The organism is Polyangium sp. y55x31, from assembly GCF_029946505.1.
GTDB lineage: Bacteria > Myxococcota_A > Polyangia > Polyangiales > Polyangiaceae > Polyangium.
In genome coordinates this window covers 47980-64857 of the sequence record NZ_JARZHG010000039.1, presented here as the reverse complement: position 1 = coordinate 64857, position 16878 = coordinate 47980, and the positions used below count along the sequence as shown (strand labels likewise).

General features: G+C 69.0%; 17 protein-coding genes. 9 read left to right on the top strand and 8 right to left on the bottom strand.

Going from position 1 to position 16878, the window contains the following annotated elements; genetic code table 11:
• Position 1: 1 nt before the first annotated feature.
• From QHF84_RS40960 to QHF84_RS40925, 8 genes are read right to left on the bottom strand one after another with little or no spacing between them, the layout of a single operon-like run.
• Positions 2 to 982, bottom strand: coding sequence for a glycosyltransferase (locus tag QHF84_RS40960; protein WP_281319021.1), 981 nt, complete (start codon positions 980 to 982; stop codon positions 2 to 4).
• 8 nt (positions 983 to 990) lie between these two features.
• Positions 991 to 1725, bottom strand: coding sequence for a class I SAM-dependent methyltransferase (locus tag QHF84_RS40955; protein WP_281319020.1), 735 nt, complete (start codon positions 1723 to 1725; stop codon positions 991 to 993).
• A gap of 56 nt (positions 1726 to 1781) precedes the next feature.
• Positions 1782 to 2525: a hypothetical protein gene (locus QHF84_RS40950; protein ID WP_281319019.1), complete on the bottom strand. Its 744-nt coding sequence runs from the start codon at positions 2523 to 2525 to the stop codon at positions 1782 to 1784.
• Between the two features lie 34 nt (positions 2526 to 2559).
• On the bottom strand, positions 2560 to 3768 hold the full coding sequence (locus QHF84_RS40945) for a DUF4157 domain-containing protein (RefSeq protein ID WP_281319018.1): 1209 nt from the start codon (positions 3766 to 3768) through the stop codon (positions 2560 to 2562).
• Positions 3765 to 4946 (bottom strand): hypothetical protein, encoded by a 1182-nt coding sequence (locus tag QHF84_RS40940; RefSeq protein WP_281319017.1) that lies wholly within the window; start codon positions 4944 to 4946, stop codon positions 3765 to 3767. The genes QHF84_RS40945 and QHF84_RS40940 overlap by 4 nt, the downstream gene beginning before the upstream one ends.
• Positions 4943 to 5533: a 4Fe-4S single cluster domain-containing protein gene (locus tag QHF84_RS40935; RefSeq protein WP_281319016.1), complete on the bottom strand. Its 591-nt coding sequence runs from the start codon at positions 5531 to 5533 to the stop codon at positions 4943 to 4945. Before QHF84_RS40935 ends, QHF84_RS40940 begins: the two co-directional genes overlap by 4 nt.
• Complete coding sequence (locus QHF84_RS40930) at positions 5530 to 6471, bottom strand: hypothetical protein (RefSeq protein ID WP_281319015.1); 942 nt, start codon at positions 6469 to 6471, stop codon at positions 5530 to 5532. The genes QHF84_RS40935 and QHF84_RS40930 overlap by 4 nt, the downstream gene beginning before the upstream one ends.
• Positions 6472 to 6473: 2 nt before the next feature.
• On the bottom strand, positions 6474 to 6866 hold the full coding sequence (locus QHF84_RS40925) for a hypothetical protein (protein ID WP_272418577.1): 393 nt from the start codon (positions 6864 to 6866) through the stop codon (positions 6474 to 6476).
• Between the two features lie 134 nt (positions 6867 to 7000).
• Here QHF84_RS40925 and QHF84_RS40920 point away from each other — a divergent pair, with 134 nt between their 5' ends.
• From QHF84_RS40920 to QHF84_RS40880, 9 genes are all read left to right on the top strand, one after another.
• On the top strand, positions 7001 to 8125 hold the full coding sequence (locus tag QHF84_RS40920) for a hypothetical protein (protein ID WP_281319014.1): 1125 nt from the start codon (positions 7001 to 7003) through the stop codon (positions 8123 to 8125).
• An 81-nt stretch (positions 8126 to 8206) separates the two neighbouring features.
• Positions 8207 to 9856 (top strand): AMP-binding protein, encoded by a 1650-nt coding sequence (locus QHF84_RS40915; RefSeq protein ID WP_281319013.1) that lies wholly within the window; start codon positions 8207 to 8209, stop codon positions 9854 to 9856.
• 41 nt (positions 9857 to 9897) lie between these two features.
• Positions 9898 to 10893 carry a type VI secretion system protein IglI family protein gene (locus tag QHF84_RS40910; RefSeq protein WP_281319012.1) on the top strand — a complete coding sequence of 332 codons (996 nt, stop codon included), beginning with the start codon at positions 9898 to 9900 and terminating at the stop codon, positions 10891 to 10893.
• Between the two features lie 3 nt (positions 10894 to 10896).
• Positions 10897 to 11793: a hypothetical protein gene (locus QHF84_RS40905; protein ID WP_281319011.1), complete on the top strand. Its 897-nt coding sequence runs from the start codon at positions 10897 to 10899 to the stop codon at positions 11791 to 11793.
• A gap of 184 nt (positions 11794 to 11977) precedes the next feature.
• Positions 11978 to 12919 (top strand): type VI secretion system contractile sheath small subunit, encoded by a 942-nt coding sequence (locus tag QHF84_RS40900; protein ID WP_281319010.1) that lies wholly within the window; start codon positions 11978 to 11980, stop codon positions 12917 to 12919.
• A gap of 15 nt (positions 12920 to 12934) precedes the next feature.
• Positions 12935 to 14593 carry a type VI secretion system contractile sheath large subunit gene (gene tssC, locus QHF84_RS40895; RefSeq protein ID WP_281319009.1) on the top strand — a complete coding sequence of 553 codons (1659 nt, stop codon included), beginning with the start codon at positions 12935 to 12937 and terminating at the stop codon, positions 14591 to 14593.
• 35 nt (positions 14594 to 14628) lie between these two features.
• Complete coding sequence (locus QHF84_RS40890; protein WP_281319008.1) at positions 14629 to 15198, top strand: hypothetical protein; 570 nt, start codon at positions 14629 to 14631, stop codon at positions 15196 to 15198.
• Positions 15199 to 15210: 12 nt separating this feature from the next.
• Complete coding sequence (tssK, locus tag QHF84_RS40885; protein ID WP_281319007.1) at positions 15211 to 16485, top strand: type VI secretion system baseplate subunit TssK; 1275 nt, start codon at positions 15211 to 15213, stop codon at positions 16483 to 16485.
• A gap of 27 nt (positions 16486 to 16512) precedes the next feature.
• Positions 16513 to 16872 (top strand): GPW/gp25 family protein, encoded by a 360-nt coding sequence (locus QHF84_RS40880; RefSeq protein ID WP_281319006.1) that lies wholly within the window; start codon positions 16513 to 16515, stop codon positions 16870 to 16872.
• Positions 16873 to 16878 lie beyond the last annotated feature (6 nt).

Here is a 16878-nt window from a genome sequence, read left to right as displayed (position 1 = left end):
GTCAGGCGAAATCTGCGAGGATGGTTTCGAGCCGATGCCGATACGTGTGTTCGGCGAGGGCGCGGCGCGCGCCGGCCTCGCGAATGGTGAGCATGTCGGCGGGGAAGCGGCGCGCGTGTTCGAGGTGGTCGCGGAGCTCCTCGTACGTCTCGAAGGTGAGCACCTCCTTGCCCGGCTCGAAGCACTGGAGCAGCGTCGGCCGAAACTCCACGAGCTGAAGCCCGCCCGCGCCCGCGATCTCGAACGCGCGACAATTCAGCGAATTGCCCTCCGCAAGCGCGAACGTGTTGAGGCAAGCCATCCCCGCCCCGAACACGCGGCTCTTCTCCTCGCGGACCACGTATTTCCCGGAAAAACTCTCGCGGATCTCCTTCGCCGACCAGGGCGGCGGCTCGGTGCCGTAGAGCTCGAGCCGCGCGCCGTCGCGAAGCAGCCGCAGGAGGACGGCTTGTCGGAACGCATAATAATTTCCGGCGACGACCACGGCATCACTCGTTTGTTTCGCGAGCGGCCGATGCCAGCGCGGATTCATCGCCTCGTGCAGGAGCGCGCACGCCTGACCCGCGAGCCGGAGCTTTTTCACGGCGTCCGGATCCTTGACGTACACCTTGTCCCAGAAGGGATTCACGAGCCCGAACCTGCGGCTGTTCGCGGGCGCGTCGCCCCACCAGAGAATACGCCGCCCCGGCACGAAGCGGCCGAGCGCGTCGAGGATCTCCGGGTGCACGTCCCACGTGAGCGCGAGCAAGACATCCGGGCGCCGATCCTTCACGAGGCGCAGGAGCTTGCGATCCTGCGGCAAAGGCGCGTCCCCGAAGACCCGCTCCTCCACCAAACGCAGCGCGCGCCGAGGGACCGACCAGTATGCGGCGTGATCGACCTCCTCCGCCCCGAGGACCTCGTGGCCCATCTCGACGAGCGTTTCGGCGACGTTGTCGGCAAAGCCGTCCGCGAATCGGGGGCCGAGGACGAGGATACGCATGGCGGCGCCTAGCCCTCCTTCCGCAGCCGGAAGAGCATGTCCGACGAATAGATCCCGCCGCGCGTCGCCCCGTTTTCCACGAGAAACCACGCCTCGATCGCGCCGCGCAACGCTCGCCAGGCGACGTACCGGATCGCGCTCTTCACGCCGTACGGCACCGGGCCGCACTCGCGGAACTCCACGCGCTCGCCAAAGCCAGTCATCGCCGCGAGCTGCGTGATGCTGTTCGGCGTGAACGCGATCTGGTGCGTGATGTCCCAGTATCGCGCCGCCGCGCCGAACGGCGACACGGCGTTCGGCACCATGCCCACGAGCGCGCCGCCCGGACGCAGCACGCGATGCGCCTCGCGGAAGAAGTCGATGAGCCGATCCTTGGGCAGGTGCTCGACGATGTTGAAGGCCGTCACGAAGCCGTAGGCGCCCTCGCGCGCCGCGGCGAGGTGGTCGATCACGTCGCCCACCACGAGCTCGCCGCGCACGAACTTCCGCGCCTCGTCGAGCTCCTCGACGCAGAGGTCGACGCCGTGTGTACGGACGAACCCGCGCTGTTCGAGCGCGTAGATGAGCTCGCCGCAGCCGCAGGCGAGGTCGAGGCACGCCGTCGTGCGATCTTCGGGGAGCCAAGGGCCGAGGCGGCGCAAGAGGCCCGCGGAGCTCGTTTTGTAGTGCTCGGCAGTCGGGCGGTGGCCACGCGAGGCCGTCGTCTCGTAGTAGCGCCTGGTGATGTCTTCGAGCGACGCCATGTGCGGGAGCGCATGGTGAAGAAGCCGGAGCGCCGAGGCAAGGGCGCGGCAGCGGTTCAGCCCGCGCCCGACATCTCGCGGTACTGCGCGACCGTGAAGCGCGCCCAGGCGCCACGCGCGTCGCGCAGGTGCACGGCCACGGGTTCGAGCGCATCGAGCGCGCGAGGGTGCAGTTTGCACTGCACCCCGCGAGAGCCGCGGCGATCGACGGCGAAATCGGGCGGCGTGTCTCCCTCCGCGGGCTCGACCGGGGCCGCGGTCTTTCGCTGCGCCGGCGCGTCACGATCGCCTTGCAAGGCGCGCGTCGTCCGCAGCTCCAGCACCGCCGCCGGCCCGCCCGAGCCCGCACGCCCGGCGTCGAGCGCGGTCGACGTGGGGAACACCGAGCCCGTCCGCCCGTTCACGCCGGCCCCGATCCCCGACCGCAGAAGGACGTTGAGCCCGGCATAACTCGTCGCATGATAAAGCGCCGAGCCGGACGCCAGCGTGACGGCGCCGGTTTTCCCGGGCGCCGCGAGCCGTTGCGCGGCGCCGGATCCGTTTGTCCGGGCCACCGTGGCCGGATGCGGCGGCCGCTCCTTGCGCGCGCCGCCGGGCGCGGAGGCTTTTCGTTGCACCGTGGCCGGATGCGGCGGCCGTTCTTTCCGCGCGCCCGTCGTCGCGGCCGATTTCTTTTGCACCGTGGCCGGGTGCGGCGGCCTGCTCGGCCGTTTTCCGGGCTGCGCCGTCGTCGTTTTCCGCTGCACCGTCGCCGGATGCGGCGCCCGCTGCTTTTTCCCCTCGCCCTCGCCGTTCGCCATCGCCGCCTCCTCCGCGTCGTTCCCTGGGAAAACCTTACCGCAGCTTCTCGTACACGTCGCGCGGCCCGCGCACCGATCCGCTCACCGGCGTCTTCACGTCGGCCGCGCGGAGCACGTCGAGCGCGAACGCCGAGCATTGCTTCGACTGCAGGTTGAACCGGTGTCGCCCCGACTGATACTCGGCCACCTTCGCCATCGCCGCCTGCGCCTGCGCCGCGTCGATGGGATATTCCTTGAGCCGCACCCCGGGCTTCTCGAAGGCCGTTTTGTCGTCGTGCACCATGCCGGGGACGCCCGACATGAGCTTGCCGAGGTCCCGGTGCGGATCGTAAGAGCTGTAATTCTGGGGTGAAAAACCCCAGGCGTGCCGCTCCCCGGTCGGCTCCTCGAGCGCGACGAAGCTATGGCCGGCGAGCGGCTCCGGGAGGCTCTCGTTCTCGTGCATGTACGTCCCGAAGATGAGCCGGTATCCCGCGCCTTTCGCCTGCGCCGCCCGCATTTGCAGCGGCCCGACGTTTTGCGCCGGCGGCCCGAAGGCGGGGAAGGGGCGCGTATTCGCGGCCATCTTCGGTTGCCCCGTGGCCACCGCCCGCCCCATACGATCCGCCTCCGCTTCCAGCTCGAAATCCTGCACCACGGCGATCCCGTCGCCCAGCGGGTTCGCCACCCGCCCCTCGCGCTGCTGCACCACGTGCGTGAGCTCGTGCCCGAGCAGCTCCTGCCCTCGCGAGGTGTGTGGCTCGTAAAACCCGGGCGCGAAATGAATGTCGGTGCCCAGCGTGAACGCGATCGCCCCGATCGACGCCGCCTCGCCGCCCACGTGGACCCGCACGTCGGAGAAATCCGCCTCGAAGAAACTCTCCATTTTGCGTAGCACCGACGGCGGGAGCGGCTGCCCCTCGCGCGCCGGCTTGCCTTCGAGGAAACCCTGGGGCGGCTGAAAGGCGTGCACGCCCGAGGGCTGCGCCGCGCCGAATGCAGTCGGTTCGTCCGCGGCGCGCCTTTGCAGCGGGGCGCCGCGCATCGCGGCGTGCGGCGGACGTTCGGTGGGCCGCGGCGCCGCGCTTTTTCGTTGCGCCACCGTGGCCGGGTGCGGGGGCAGGGAGGTCGTGCTGCGCTGGATGGTTTTGGCCGCGTGCGGCGGTCTCGTCGCGTACGGCCGGAAAAACGCCTGCGCCAGCATCGACGCCGGGATACGATTGGCGGGATAACACGCCTGGATGACGCGTTGTTTCGGGCTCATGGCGATCGCGTCCGAGCTGCGCGGGGGCCGGGGCCATGCCCAGGACCCTCCGGGGCTAGATAGGTTTGAGCGTACCACCGCACGCGGCGAACCAGCAAAGGTGCGGCATGTTCCGTGCGGCTCTCCCAGGTCACCGTGCTCGCGGCCAGCAAGAGGAGAAGCAACGCGGGCACCCCGACGAGCGCGGGTCGGAAACGCCGCAAGAGGGCCCGCCGCGCTTCCACGCGCCGCGCCATTTCGACGCGCCGCGCTTCCTCGCGCTCTGCGCGCGCCGCCGCGAGTGCCTCTTCCCCGAGCGTCCGGTCGACGAGATACACGAGTCCCGCCGCCGCGCTCCGGTGCCCGAGCGGATCCTCCACGTTCGCGGCCACCGAAAACCAGAAATCGTGTCCGGGCCATCGCGTTCGCATGAAGTCCGCGATGTCCGTCGCGAGGGCGGATACGTCGGCGTCCACCGCCGCCGCCTCGGCGCGCCGCGCCTCGATCTGCGCGGGGTTCGTGAACGCCGCCCGATCGGCCGGCAGCATACGACCATACCGCGCGAAGAGCCGATCCCGCGCCGCCGCGTCCTCGTCGTCCGTGCTCCCGAGCGCGACGAGATCCGCGAAATTGACCTGCACGGCAATGGGCACGTCGCGCGCGTCCTTGCCCATGCGCCCCGCGAATTGCTCCACGAACGCCATCACGGCGTCGATCCGCGCGCGCACCTCCTCGACCTGCGCGGCCGCGGGCTCGGCCGTCGCTTCGCCGGCCGGGAAAAGGTCGCCATAAGCAGGTACGAGCGAGGGATGCACGTGTCCCGGGACCAACCCTTTTCGCCGCGGCGGCACGGGCGGGGCCACGCAAAGGACGATGCCTCCGATTCGACCGATCCGCGGCTCCAGCGCATCGCGCAGCGCCCCGGCCTCGTCCCGCGCCGCGTCCACGATCGCCCCCGGCACGTCGATCACCCGCACTGCGCGCTCGCCGATTTCGATCCGATGCTCCGTCACCGCCGCCGTCGGCGCCGGGTTTGCCCCCGTCTCCACCCGCGGAGGACCGATTCCCTCGGGCGTCACGGGCGCCATGCGGGCGTATTGGCTCCACCGCATCCGCGTCCGGGTTTTTCCGGACCGACGCCAGCCGAGCAGCAGGATCGCAGGTTCGCGCTCCCGATCCGGCGCGGGGCTCCCGCTCATGCGCGCCCCTCGGCGGTTCGTGGCCCGAGGGCGCGGAGGACGAACCCCGTCACGCGCGCCCGCTCCCCCTTGCCGAGCCACTCCACCGCGGGCAAACCTTCGATTTCCTCGGGGCGAATCCGGTTCGTCAGGAAATGCAGACGCTGGTTCGACGAGCCCCGCAAGGGTAGCCGCGCTGCGAGGTCGGCCTCGTATCGGCCGTCGATCAGCAGATCGACCTCGGCGAGCAGCGCCCGGGAATGAGGTCGCACGTCTCCTTCGATCTCGTCCCGGGCAAAACCCGAAAATGCCACGACGTCCGCGCCCTCGGCCCGAAGCGCGCGGCAGAGCGCCGCGAAGCCGAGCGCTTGCTCGAAGGGTTCTCCGCCGCTCAACGTCACCCCGCGCAAGCCTCGGAAGGAGCGCACCCAGGACGCGGCTGCATTCACCGTGCAAACGCGCCGCGGCGCCGTGGCCCAAGTTTGCGGGTTGTGACAGCCCCGGCATCGGAGCGAGCAGCCCTGCGCCCAGAGGACCGCGCGCGCGCCGGGGCCGTTCGCGCGTGACGGCGCGACGGCATCCGCGAGGTTGAGCAGGAGGTCCGTCACGACGAACCTTGCCTCCCCGTCGCCGTTACGTTTTGCAGGACAACCTCCGCGCCGCCCGCGTCATCGCCGCCCGCGGGCCAGAGCGCGCGCCCGTCCTCGCCGTAGAGTTCCGCCTCGACGCCTTGCGCCCGCAGCGCCCCGAGCACGTCCGCATAACCGCCGTGCACGCACGCTGGACCGTCCCACTCTGCGGGCCCGCGCATTTCGATCGCGTCGATCTCCGGGAGCGCGGCCCACGACACGAGGTGCTCCGCGATCCGCGCGAAGACGCCGTGATCGTCGGAGAGCTCGGCGACGAACGCGCCTTCGCGCGGCTCGAATCGAACCTCCGAGGCCCGGAGCCCCGCCGCGACGCCACCCTCGCAGAGCGACACGACCCGCGCCCGCGCCCGCGCCGCGAGCAGCGCATCGAGCTCGCCGAGCAGGGCCCCGACGTTCGCCGGGCCGTCTTGCACCCTTCGTCCGGCCAAACCTCGGAGATCGGCCGTGAGCCCCGCGCGAAAAGCTTCGAGCTGCCGCTGCCACGCGGGCGCCTCCAGCACGGCGAGCGCACGCGTGAGCGCCTCTTGCCTGGCCGCGATGGCCTCTTCCAGCGTGCGTGGCGAGACCCGCGCAAGGAGAGCGTCCACGGCCCCGAGCCTCGCCGCGTCCGGCTGGCGCGTGAATTCGACGAGCGCGGCGCGGGCCTGCTCGGCCTCGCGATCGAGCGTGATGCCGAGCGTCGCGCATGCCGACAAGAGACCGAGGATCCGCTCGACGCGCCGGAGGCACGCCTCCACGGGCGCCGTCCTCGGCACTATGGCCGATGGCAAAGGCTTCGAGGCCTCCGCCTTCGAGGCCTCCTCACGCGCCAGCTTCGCTCGTTCGGCCGCAGCTCGCCGCAGGGCCTCCTCGTCCCGCTTGCTCGGCCGAATGCGCAGCGATTTCACCCCGCTCATGCCTAACCCCCTTGCCAATCGATCTGGGCCTCGATGCGCTTCAGGGCCCCGTCCTCGCCGCTGTCGTCGACGGGCGGGGAAGGGGGCGCTTCGGCGGGGCGGGGCAGGGGGCGCGGCCGCTTCGGGGGCGCGGGCGGGCGCAGGCACGTGTACTCGAAGATCGGCGCCTGCCCGAAGCGCAGGTCGTGCCGGTGCGTGACGAGCCAGCTTTCGAGCTTGCGCAAAAGGCCCGCGCGATCTTCCGGATCGAGCCGCGGCCCGGCGGTCTCGATCTCCCATTGCGTGAAGAGGGATTCGGCGAGCGCCGAGAAGCTCTGCCGGCGGTCCAGCGTGAGCTCGCAGAGCGCGGTCCGTCCCTCGTCGCGCGTGGTTCGAATCCGAATGGTGACCAGCATCGGGCCTTCCGGGCGAGTTTCCCCCTCCGGCGGGACGAGGGTACCAGGCGTCACGAGGATAGGGCCAAATAGATGGCGAAGGCGCAGCACGCGTGGTTGAGCGTCGCCGCGGATCCGCGTACGATCGACGCGATATGTGGCGTACTCCCAAGGCCCGGACCCTCGCCCTCGCGCTCCCCGTCGTGCTCGGCATGGGGTGCTCGCTCATCCCGCTGCAAGTGCAGACGCAAGCGCAGACGAGTGGCTTCGGAGAGCCCGAGCCTGTCGAGGTCCCCCCGGAGAATCGTGCCGCCGCGCGGGTCGCGGAGGTCGAAAAGGAAGAGGACGCGGAGGCCACGCGCGTCGAGGAGATCCAGGCCGAGCTCGCGTCGCTGCGTGTGAAGATCACGGCAGGCAAGGACCTCGTCGACGACGCCGGAGCCTTCGCCGAGCGTGTGATGGAGCTGAGGCGCACCAAAGCCGTCAGAAACGGCGAAATCGAGGTCGCGAAGCTGGAGCTCGAGGCCGCCGGGTACCTCGAAAAGTCGATCGAAAAAGCTCCCTCGCTCGAATCGTTCGACCTGCTCACCGAAGTCGCGCCGCACGCCGACGCCGACGCCATCGTTCTCCGGGCCTGCCATCGCGTGAGGCCCAAGGTCCCCGCAGACGATGTCCCTTCCTTCACCGGCGCGTGCCTCTCTTGGGCGCACGACGACGCGAAGCAATTGAAATGGGCGAACGCGAGCAGCGACGTCGCCAGGTTCCGCAAGATCGAAGCCGAGCGTGTCGCCGCCGAGGCCGCGGCCCAGGAAACCGAACGAAAAGCGCAGGCGAAAACTGCGCGTTACGTGGCGGCCGCGGTCCTCGCCGCGGGCCGCTGCAAGTTCAGCAATTGCTTGAAGGATGGGTGGACGACCTCGACGCCCGAGGGCGACATCGACGTGCGTTGCTCCTTCGGCGATTGCATGAAAGACGGCTGGGAGGCCCGTTACCCGGATGGCACGACGGCGCGGACGCGGTGCTCGTTCTCCAATTGCATGAAGGACGGCTGGGAGACGAGCTTCCCGGATGGCACGACGGCGCGGACGCGATGCTCGTTCTCCGATTGCATGAAGAACGGCTGGGAGACGGACTTGCCCGGCGGTGAGTCGGCCCGCACGCGGTGCTCGTTCTCCGATTGCTCCAAGGACGGCTGGACCACGGACATGCCGGGCGGCCGGAGCGTGGTATGTCGCTGCAACTTCCAGAAATGCTTCGAGGACGGGGCCACCTGCAATTGAGGGGGCACGGCCCGGGCGAGCCCCGGCGTTGCGGAAAACTTGCCCCGCTGCGCGCGCCCTGCTCGTCTGCCCGGGCGCCTCATGGAGATCCCCGCCCTCGTCCAGAGCCTCGACCTCTCTCGCGAGGATGATGTCCCCTCGCTCGACTGGCTCGCCGCGAGCTGCGAGGCCCCTGATTCTTTCTGGTCTGCCCTCTTCGAATTCGTCCGCGAAAAAGGCCCGCCGCTCCGCAGTCGCCCGGGAAAATCGCAGGATCTCTATCACGACGCCGTCCTGCGTCACGTCGCCGCGAACCGGCCGGCGTTTGTCTGGTATGAACGTTCCACGGCGCGCTCGCTCTCGTTTTCCGCGCTCGACGCCCGCGCCTCCGCGTGTGCAGCCGCCTGGGCGCAACGCGGCGCCAAGGCCGGCGCGCCGATCGCCATTGTCCTTCCCCTCGGACCCGCGTTCGTCGTGGCCCTCGCCGCGGCCCTGCGCCTCGGCCTTTGCGTTGCCATCCTCGAACCCGCGGGCGCCAGCGCGCTCGCCGCGCGCCTCGAAGCGCTCGGGCCCGCGCACGTCATCTTCGATCCCGACGATCCTCCGCCGCTCGGTGATTTCGCCGCGCTCGCATTACCCCTCGTCGAGAATGGCCCCGCCCTGCGCGCGCCCCCGTATGCGTATGCGCCCGACGAGCCCTGCGGCCGTCTCTTCTCCCCGCTGCGCGCGCCGCTGCTCGTCCCCGTCGATCTTCCCGCCGCGCGTGCCCTCGAAGACGCCTTGCGCGACGCCGTGTTCGCTTATCGCATCGGCCCCGGCGACGCCCTCGCGGCGCCGGATTTCCCGATGCAGCAGCACATGCCGGCCCTGCTCCTCTCGACCCTTCTCGCGGGCGCGACGTTCGTTGACGTTCGAAAGGCCGACCTCGAAGAAGACCCGACCCTCCTCGAAAAATCGCCGATCACCGTGCTCGGCGCGGCCCCGACGGTCGCGGCCCACCTTCGCCGCAAACCCGCGCGCCTCGCGCGCCTCCGTCACGTCTTCCGGAGCGTCGACGAGCCTCTCGACTGGATCGGTCACAACGAGTTCATCAAAAAAAACGACCTCGCGCGTGCTCCGGTGAGCAACGTCCTCGTCGACGCGGCCAGCGGCGGCTGCCTGCTTTTCTCCACCCGCCGGCCCGGCAGCAGCAATGCCCGCGCCTTGCCCGCGCCCGGCCGTCCGTACCTCGTGCTCGATTCCGGCGGCAGCGGTGAACCTGCCGTCGGCGCGACCGGCGTCTTCGTCCCCCTGCCCGGCAAAGAAGGGTTTTTCATTCTCGCGAGCCTCGGCGCCGAGTTCCTGTATGGCTCGACCCTGCTCCCGCGCCGCGCCGCGCGCGTGTATCCCGCGAGCGAGGTCACGGCCCGCGTCTCCACGCTGCCCGGCGTCGTGGGCGCCGCCGTCGTGCCCGTGCCGACCGGAGAACCGGGCGCCCGCTGGGCCTTCCTCCTGCTCGTCTTCACGGGCGCGAGCGACGTCCCCGCAAAGGATGTCTCCGCCCTCGTTTCCCGCACGATCCGCGATGATCTCGGCGAGGACTTCCTCCCGCAGCGCGTCGAGATCTTCCCCCTCTTCCCCCGGCGCGTCGGCAAGGAATTGGACCTCGACTGGTGCCATCGGCAATACTCCTCGGGCATCCTCCTGCGGAAGGCGGAAAGCCCCGTCTTCCGCGATCTGACCGGCCTCCGGGCGCAGATGCTCGGGACCTGACGGGTCTGTCCCGACATACACCTCGGTCCGAGGTCTTCGTCATGCTCGATCCGAACCTCGTCACGCACGCCCTCTCCGGCCCCGGAATGGATGCGACCACCGCGGCTGTGGACGATACGTTGCGCCTCGCCCAGGGCGGCGAGCTGCGCGCCGCCGCCGAGCGTGCCTCGCTCTCGATCGAAGCCGGCGCGACCGACGCCCGGCTCGTCGCGGCCTTTTTGCTCGGCGTCTTCGCCGAGCGAGGCCCGATGGCATTGCCCGAGATCCTCGCGACCACACGTTTCGCCCTCGAAGGAGGCTTCCGCGCGCTCCGGCCCTTCCAGCGCAAGGCGCGCGTGGCCGACTCGGCCTGGACGCTTTTGTTCCGCGGGATTCGAGCGTCCATCGACTTCCACGAAACCAAGCGCGACGCGACGTGGAAGACCTGGGCCACGACGATCCCGCGCGATTTGCTGACGAAGACCGCCGCCGAGGCCGAGGCGCTCGCCAAGGCCATCACGGCCGCGATCGAATCTCCACAATCCGTGCGTGAGCTCTCCGCGCTGCGCGCCCGCAGCGAGAGCGTCTTCCAGCGCGTGCCGCCGCCTCCGCCTCCCCCGCCGCCGCCCCCGGCGGAGGTCACGCCCGCGGAGCCGGAGCCGATCGAGGAGCAAGCCCTGGACGAGCCCGAGGAGAATGCGCCCTCCGATCCCGAGCCTGTGTTCGAGTCGGAAAAACCCCATCCCAGCGCGCCGCCCGCCCGCACGATCGAGGTCTCGGCCGCGCTCGAGCAGTTCATCCGCAAGCTCGAAGCCTTCGAGCTCCTCGTGAGCCGCGGCGAGATGGGCAAGGCCGCGATCGTGGCCCAGGACGTGCGCCGCGTCGTCGATCGATTCGATCCGCGCGTGTACCTGCCCGCCCTGCTCGCCCCTCATTTTCGCCTTCTCTCGTCGCACATCGGCGACATCGCGCCCCACTGGGAGGCCGAGGGCGGCCCGGCGTGGCAGGCGCTCGAGCAGCTCTATCAGGTCGACCTCGACGCGTTCGTCGGGACCTGACGCATGGACGGGCCGGCGCCGCTGTCCTCCGAAATGCCCCCCGCCCCGCCCGGCGCAGGTCGCGTCGCGCTGGAGGAGGCCATTTCGCGCGCGGCCCCCGCCTTCGAGCTCCCGGCCCTCTTGGGCTTGCTCCGTGCGCGTTTTCCCGACCGCCTCTTGCGATTTCGCAGCCACCCCTCGCTCGCGCTCGAACCCACGCTCGTGCGCGCAGTCGAGTTTTTCGGCGACCATATCATCGTCACCCTGAACCTCGGCCTGCGCGCGGTCACGACCCCGCTGCCCTCGTATTTCCAGGAGCTCTTCGCGCATCCGCAAGCGGGTCCCGCGCTCGAAGGCATCGTCGCGCTCGCCGACCATCGGCTCCTCGCCGATCACGCCGATTCGCGTGCGCCCGTGCAGCGCGAGCGCCTCGTCCCGCGCCCTCGTTCCCTGCGCGGCTCGGCATTCGCGCTCGCCCGCCCCTCGTCGCCGATCACGCTCGGCTGGCTCTTTCGCAAGGTGTATCCCGAGCTCGAAGTCTCGGTGCGCCGCGCTGGGCACGAGCGTCGCTTGCCCGCGCCCGACGCGCGGATTGGACAGGCGACGCTCGGCATTTCCGCGCTCGGGGGCGAGGCCGAGGTCTCGGTGCCCGGGATCGATGCCATTCTGGTGACCGACGCGTCGCGGACCTGGACGAATGAACCGTGGACACGCGAGGCGCGCGCTCGTCTTTTTGATCATGTCTTGCCCGCGCTCGCCGGCGCGGCCGTGCACCTGCGCGTGCTGCTCGTCGATCACGAGGCGTCGGGCAAGCTCATCGTCCGCGGGCCGGGCGAGCTCGGCTGGGATCCGCTCGCCAAATCGCGGCCTTCCGAGATCCACACGCTCTTCGAGGGGCGCCCGCCCGAACGCCCGGCTTGACGGCAAATTTGTCCCCGGGAGCGCGCCCGTGGAACGCTATGCGCGATTGGAACCGTAAAGCCCCGAGCCCCCACGGTTCGGTCCTCGGGTTTTCTGCACGAGGGGGGCAAAGGCGAGCGTCGCATCGCTGGCAAACGCGCGTCTTGCCTCGTTTGGACGAGGTGGTGGGGAAGGAGAACCGATCTTGAGCAAGTATATCCAGGACCAGATTTTCAAGTCCAGGCTCACCATCACCTATCGGACCAACATCACCGGCACGCCGCAGCAAGAGAAGCTGCCCTACCGGGTCCTGGTCCTGGGTGAGTTCGAGGGCCGCTCCAAGCGCGCCGCGGGCCTCCTGCCCGCCCTCGCCGAGCGGAACGTCCGCTCGATCAAGCGCGGGACCACCGTGGACGATCACCTGAGCGAGATCGTCCCGACCTGGCATTTGCCGAAGGCGCTCTCGCACCTCAAATCGAGCCTGCCCGGCACCGTGACCCTCGACCGGATCGTCTGCACGGTCCCGAGCGGCGCCATCGCCCGCAAAGAGGCCGGCAAATATCCGCTCTCCGGCAAGGCGCGTTTCGAGAGCACGCCGGAGGAGAACGGCCTGAGCCGCGTCGACGGGGAGATCATCGTGGGCGGCACGCTCGACGTGAAATCGATCGACGACGGGGGCAACCTCGAGGTCCAGGGCGCGACGATCACGTTCTCCGGCGAGGTCGCCGGTGATACGATCGACCCGTCGACCCGCAAGAAGGTCGGCCTCGTGACGGGCCTTTTGCGCAATCGCGTGGTCGCGCTGGACGCGGCGAATGTGCCCAAGCCCGAGGCCGAGGACAGCGACGACGACGACGTCTCGAAGGGTCGGGTGTACGTCCTGCCCATCACCACGCCGCTCAAGGTCAGCGCGGAGCGCACGGTGGCCTTCGCGTCGATGAAGGATTTCACGCCGGACGCGGTGGCCAGCAGCATTCCCGAGCTCCAGCGGCTCCGCGTCATCAAGCTGATGATGCTCGAGCTCCAATCCATGCTGCGCAACCGCCCCGAGCTGCGCGCCCAGATGAAGCGCGCGCTCGCCTCGCCCGACGGGCTCAAGGAGCTCCAGAAGTGGGCGAAAGACAATTACAAGGTGCTCGCCATCTGAGGTCGAGGAGCGATCATGCCTGTCACGAATACAACTCCCAAAACCGCCGACGAACTCAAAGCGGATCTTCTCGGGGCGTTCGGCGAGACCGCGGGCGACCTCAAGGAAGGTGACTCGCTCAAGCTCCTCATCAGCGAGGTCAAGCCGGCGGCGCAGCCGACGGGCTCCACGGACGGCGCGCTCTCCCTCGCCGACGATTCCGGCGCGACGGCCCCGCTCAAATTCGATGACCGCAACGTCAACATCAACGACGGCGCGCGGTTCATGAACGACCTCGCGGCGCTGCTCGTCAATTGCAGCGACGACCTCACGCTCTCGCGCGACGAGGAGCTCGGACCGCTGCACGTCTTCGCGAGTTATTCGAACGTCGTCGAGGCGATCGCGCTCGTCGCGCAGAAGGTCGACGAGAAGCTCGGCAAGCACCTCGACGACGTCTTCCACGACGACGATTTCCAGGCCCTCGAGGCGGTCTGGCGGGGGCTGCACCACCTCGCGTCGGGCGTCGAGAGCGAGGACGTCATCATCGATTTCCTCGACGGGAGCAAGGCCGAGATCGGCGCCGACGTCATCGATCACGACACCGACATCTTCGGCGGTAGCCTCTTCAACAAGGTCTACATCCAGGAGTACGATCGGTACGGCGGCAAGCCCTTTGCCACGATGATCGGCCTCTACGAGTTCGACTCGTCGGACGAGGACATCGACTGGCTGCGCGCCATGGGCCGCGTGGCGAACGCCTCGCATTGCCCGTTCGTCTCGTCGGTCGCGCCGGACTTCTTCTCGCCCTGCAAGACGATGCAGGAGGTCGCGGAGATCGGCGACCTCGACGCGGTGCTCACGCACCCGCATTTCGGCAAGTACAACGAGCTGCGCGACACCGATTACGCCGCGTACCTCGGGCTCGTGCTGCCGCGCTACCTCCTGCGCCGCCCGTTCGGCCACTCGTACAAGCTCGAAGCGGGCAACCTCGTCGGTTACAAGGAGACGGTCCAGCCGGGCCGCACGGACGACGCGAGCAATTTCCTCTGGGGCAACGCGGCCATTCTCTTCGCGAAGAACATGGTCCGTTCCTTCGAGGGCTCGGGCTGGGCCCAGCACATTCGCGGGCCGCGCGGCGGCGGCATCGTCGAGGGGCTCACGGTCTACACGTACGAGAAGAACGGCTACGAGCACCAGCAGCCGCCCGTGGAGATCGCGATCCCCGATTACCGCGAGCTGCAGTTCGCCTCGAACGGCTTCATCCCGCTCGTGCACAAGAAAAACGAGGCCGTGGCCACGTTCTTCAGCGCGCAGTCGCTCAAGAAGCCGCGCACGTTCGTCGAGGATCTCAACACGAAGAACGCGCACCTCGTCACGAACCTCGCGTACTCGTTCTCGATCACGCGCATCGCGCATTTCGTCAAGCGCATGATGCGCGAGTACATCGGCAGCACGGCCGACGGGCCGTACATCCAGCAGGTGCTGGCGAACTGGCTCGGCGGGTACGTCACGACGGTCGTCAATCCCGACGATCTGACCTTGCGGTTCTATCCGTTCAAGGCCGTGAGCGTGAGCGTGGAGCCGAAGCCGGGTCCGTTCGGCTGGTACAAGTCGGTCATCTCGGTTCTGCCGCACGCGCAATTCGAAGGAATGGACGTCGAGCTCCGGCTCGAAGCGGCCCTGGGCGGGCCCTGATACGGGATCGAGCATTCAGGAAAGGATGAACGGCCATGCCGGAGTTTCGTAAAGTCCTCGACGTTTATCAGGGCTTCAACTACAAGAAGGACAAGCAGACAGCGGTCGGTTTCATCACGTCGATCAAAGTCGGAGATACGACGCTGACCGCCGATCTGACGTGCAAGAACCCCACGAACCCGACCGAGGATCTGGCGGTCGTCGCGGTCCTGCGCGACATCCTCTGGGAGACGGGCGTCACCGACGCGGTGTATCTGACCGGGCAGGTCTCCGCGTCGAACAAGCAAAACATCGCCCTCCTGATTTACACCTCCATGACGAACGTGCTGGTCACGTTCCAGTTCTCGGTCTACGAGTACGATCCGGTGCAGAAGGAGTATTACCTCTGCTTCCACTCGAACTCGACCGACATGAATGGAATCCTGGAGAAGCGGGGCGATGAGCTGAACCTCTCGGTGGCGGACGACGCGTCGACCGAGGTGCAGTCGCCCATCAACTTCACGTTCAACACCGGCATCAAGCCCCAGCCCTCGGCGCAATCGCTGCAGGTCGCCGTCGGCAAGGGGAAAAACTTCGCCAAGCTCTGGGGCTTGGCGCAAAGCTAGCCGGGACGAACCGTGACGGCGCTGGCACGGCCGAAATGGCGGATCGGGCAGGTCCTGCTCCCCGAGCATTTCCTCGGCCTCGAGGAAGCGCTTTCGGCCGAAGCCGCGCTCAGGGCGAGCCACATCGGTTTGCCCCTCACCGGGATCGCGCGGCTCGAATGGAACGGCGACGATCCCAAGAATGGCGTGCTCTGGGTGTCGGGCCTCACGGCCGTCCTGCCGGACGGGGCGCTCGTGGATGTGCCCGGCAATGCCCGCCTCAGCGCGCCGCTCGATCTCAAGGCCGCCGGGCGGCGCCGCGTCGAGGTGTTCGCCCACGTATTGCCTCCGGACGACGAGGCGAACGCGGAGGGGGCGCTCGAACCGCCCTCGCCCAAGGAAATCCCGCGCGTCTTGCTCCGCGTCGTGCTCTCGGCCGAGGCGAGCATCGAAGGCAGCATCGGCCGGGCGGAGCTCGGCCAATTCGAGGTCACGACCGGGGGGCAATTCCGCCTCTCGACCGATTTCATCCCGCCGCTCGTGCGGATCGGCCCCACGCCGTACCTCGCGCCGCGCCTCACGCGCCTGCGCGGCGAGCTCGCCGAGATCGAAGGCGCGCTCGACGATCTCGCGCTGGAGGCCGTGGCGCGCGGGGATTCGGCGGCGCCGCTCTTTCGCGTGCGCGTCGAGGCCCGCAAGCTCAGCGGGCTGCTCGACGACATGGACCGCGGCGTCCACCTGCACCCGTATCCGGTCTATTCGGCGCTGCGTAATTTCGCGCTCGAGCTCGGCCTGCTCGACGAGCGGGCCGCGCCCTTCTCGGCGCCTCCTTACGACCACCACGATCTCGCCCGCATTTTCGGCGTCGTGCTCGACGAGATCTCGTCGCGCGCCCGCGTGCCCACGCCCGAGGAGCCTGCGATTTCGTTCGTCTCCGAGAATGGGCGCCTCGTCGCGGGGGATCTCCCGCCCGAGGCCCTCGGCGCGACCGAGCTTTACGTGGTGGTCCTCAAGAATCGGACCGCGGACAAACTGCCGCTCGAAGGGACGGTGCTCTCGAGCCCGGGGCGGCTCCGCCTCGTGCGCGAGCACGCGCTCCGCGGCATGCGCCTCGTGTATTCGCCGAACCCGCCATTCCGGCATCGGTTCGGCGGGCCGGTGGATTTTTATCGGATCGTGGGGGCGGGCTCGTCGGCGGGCGACGACGCGCGCGAGTGGGGGGCCGTGCTCCGGGAGCGGGCGATCTGTTTCTTGATGCCCAAAGAGCTCGAGGGCTTGCAGGTGCTGCTCTCCTGGAGGCGGTCGTGATAGAAGGGACCGCGGAGGAGGCCGTCGTTGTCGTTCTTCGGCAAGCTCAGGGGCGATCACGAACCCCGTCTGGAGAGCATCGCGCGCAACCTCGAGGTGTCGCTCAACGCGAAGGGCGGTTATGCCTCGGCCGTCGAGGTGTACGGGCTCGGCCGGTACGACGGCCATTTCGCGACGAAGCCCTTGCTCGACGAGCTCTGCGCCGAGATGCTCGGGGTCGTGCGGGCCTACGAGCCGCGGCTGCGCGAACCGAAGCTCACCCTGATCGGCCGCGACCAGGGCCTCTGGGTGCGATTCACGCTCACGGGGCTCGTGGGCGGACAGCCGGTGACGTATCACGTGTTCATGCACAGCGTCTTCCGGAACGTCTCCGTGCGCCGCGGGTAGGCTCGT

Excerpts from the sequence above, each read along its gene's own strand:
- QHF84_RS40945 (WP_281319018.1), bottom strand. The coding sequence starts at position 3,768 with ATGAGCCCGAAACAACGCGTCATCCAGGCGTGTTATCCCGCCAATCGT.
- tssC (WP_281319009.1), top strand. The coding sequence starts at position 12,935 with ATGCCTGTCACGAATACAACTCCCAAAACCGCCGACGAACTCAAAGCG.
- QHF84_RS40890 (WP_281319008.1), top strand. The coding sequence starts at position 14,629 with ATGCCGGAGTTTCGTAAAGTCCTCGACGTTTATCAGGGCTTCAACTAC.
- QHF84_RS40910 (WP_281319012.1), top strand. The coding sequence starts at position 9,898 with ATGCTCGATCCGAACCTCGTCACGCACGCCCTCTCCGGCCCCGGAATG.
- QHF84_RS40915 (WP_281319013.1), top strand. The coding sequence starts at position 8,207 with ATGGAGATCCCCGCCCTCGTCCAGAGCCTCGACCTCTCTCGCGAGGAT.
- QHF84_RS40950 (WP_281319019.1), bottom strand. The coding sequence starts at position 2,525 with ATGGCGAACGGCGAGGGCGAGGGGAAAAAGCAGCGGGCGCCGCATCCG.
- QHF84_RS40960 (WP_281319021.1), bottom strand. The coding sequence starts at position 982 with ATGCGTATCCTCGTCCTCGGCCCCCGATTCGCGGACGGCTTTGCCGAC.
- QHF84_RS40905 (WP_281319011.1), top strand. The coding sequence starts at position 10,897 with ATGGACGGGCCGGCGCCGCTGTCCTCCGAAATGCCCCCCGCCCCGCCC.
- QHF84_RS40930 (WP_281319015.1), bottom strand. The coding sequence starts at position 6,471 with ATGAGCGGGGTGAAATCGCTGCGCATTCGGCCGAGCAAGCGGGACGAG.
- QHF84_RS40925 (WP_272418577.1), bottom strand. The coding sequence starts at position 6,866 with ATGCTGGTCACCATTCGGATTCGAACCACGCGCGACGAGGGACGGACC.
- QHF84_RS40920 (WP_281319014.1), top strand. The coding sequence starts at position 7,001 with ATGTGGCGTACTCCCAAGGCCCGGACCCTCGCCCTCGCGCTCCCCGTC.
- QHF84_RS40955 (WP_281319020.1), bottom strand. The coding sequence starts at position 1,725 with ATGGCGTCGCTCGAAGACATCACCAGGCGCTACTACGAGACGACGGCC.
- QHF84_RS40940 (WP_281319017.1), bottom strand. The coding sequence starts at position 4,946 with ATGAGCGGGAGCCCCGCGCCGGATCGGGAGCGCGAACCTGCGATCCTG.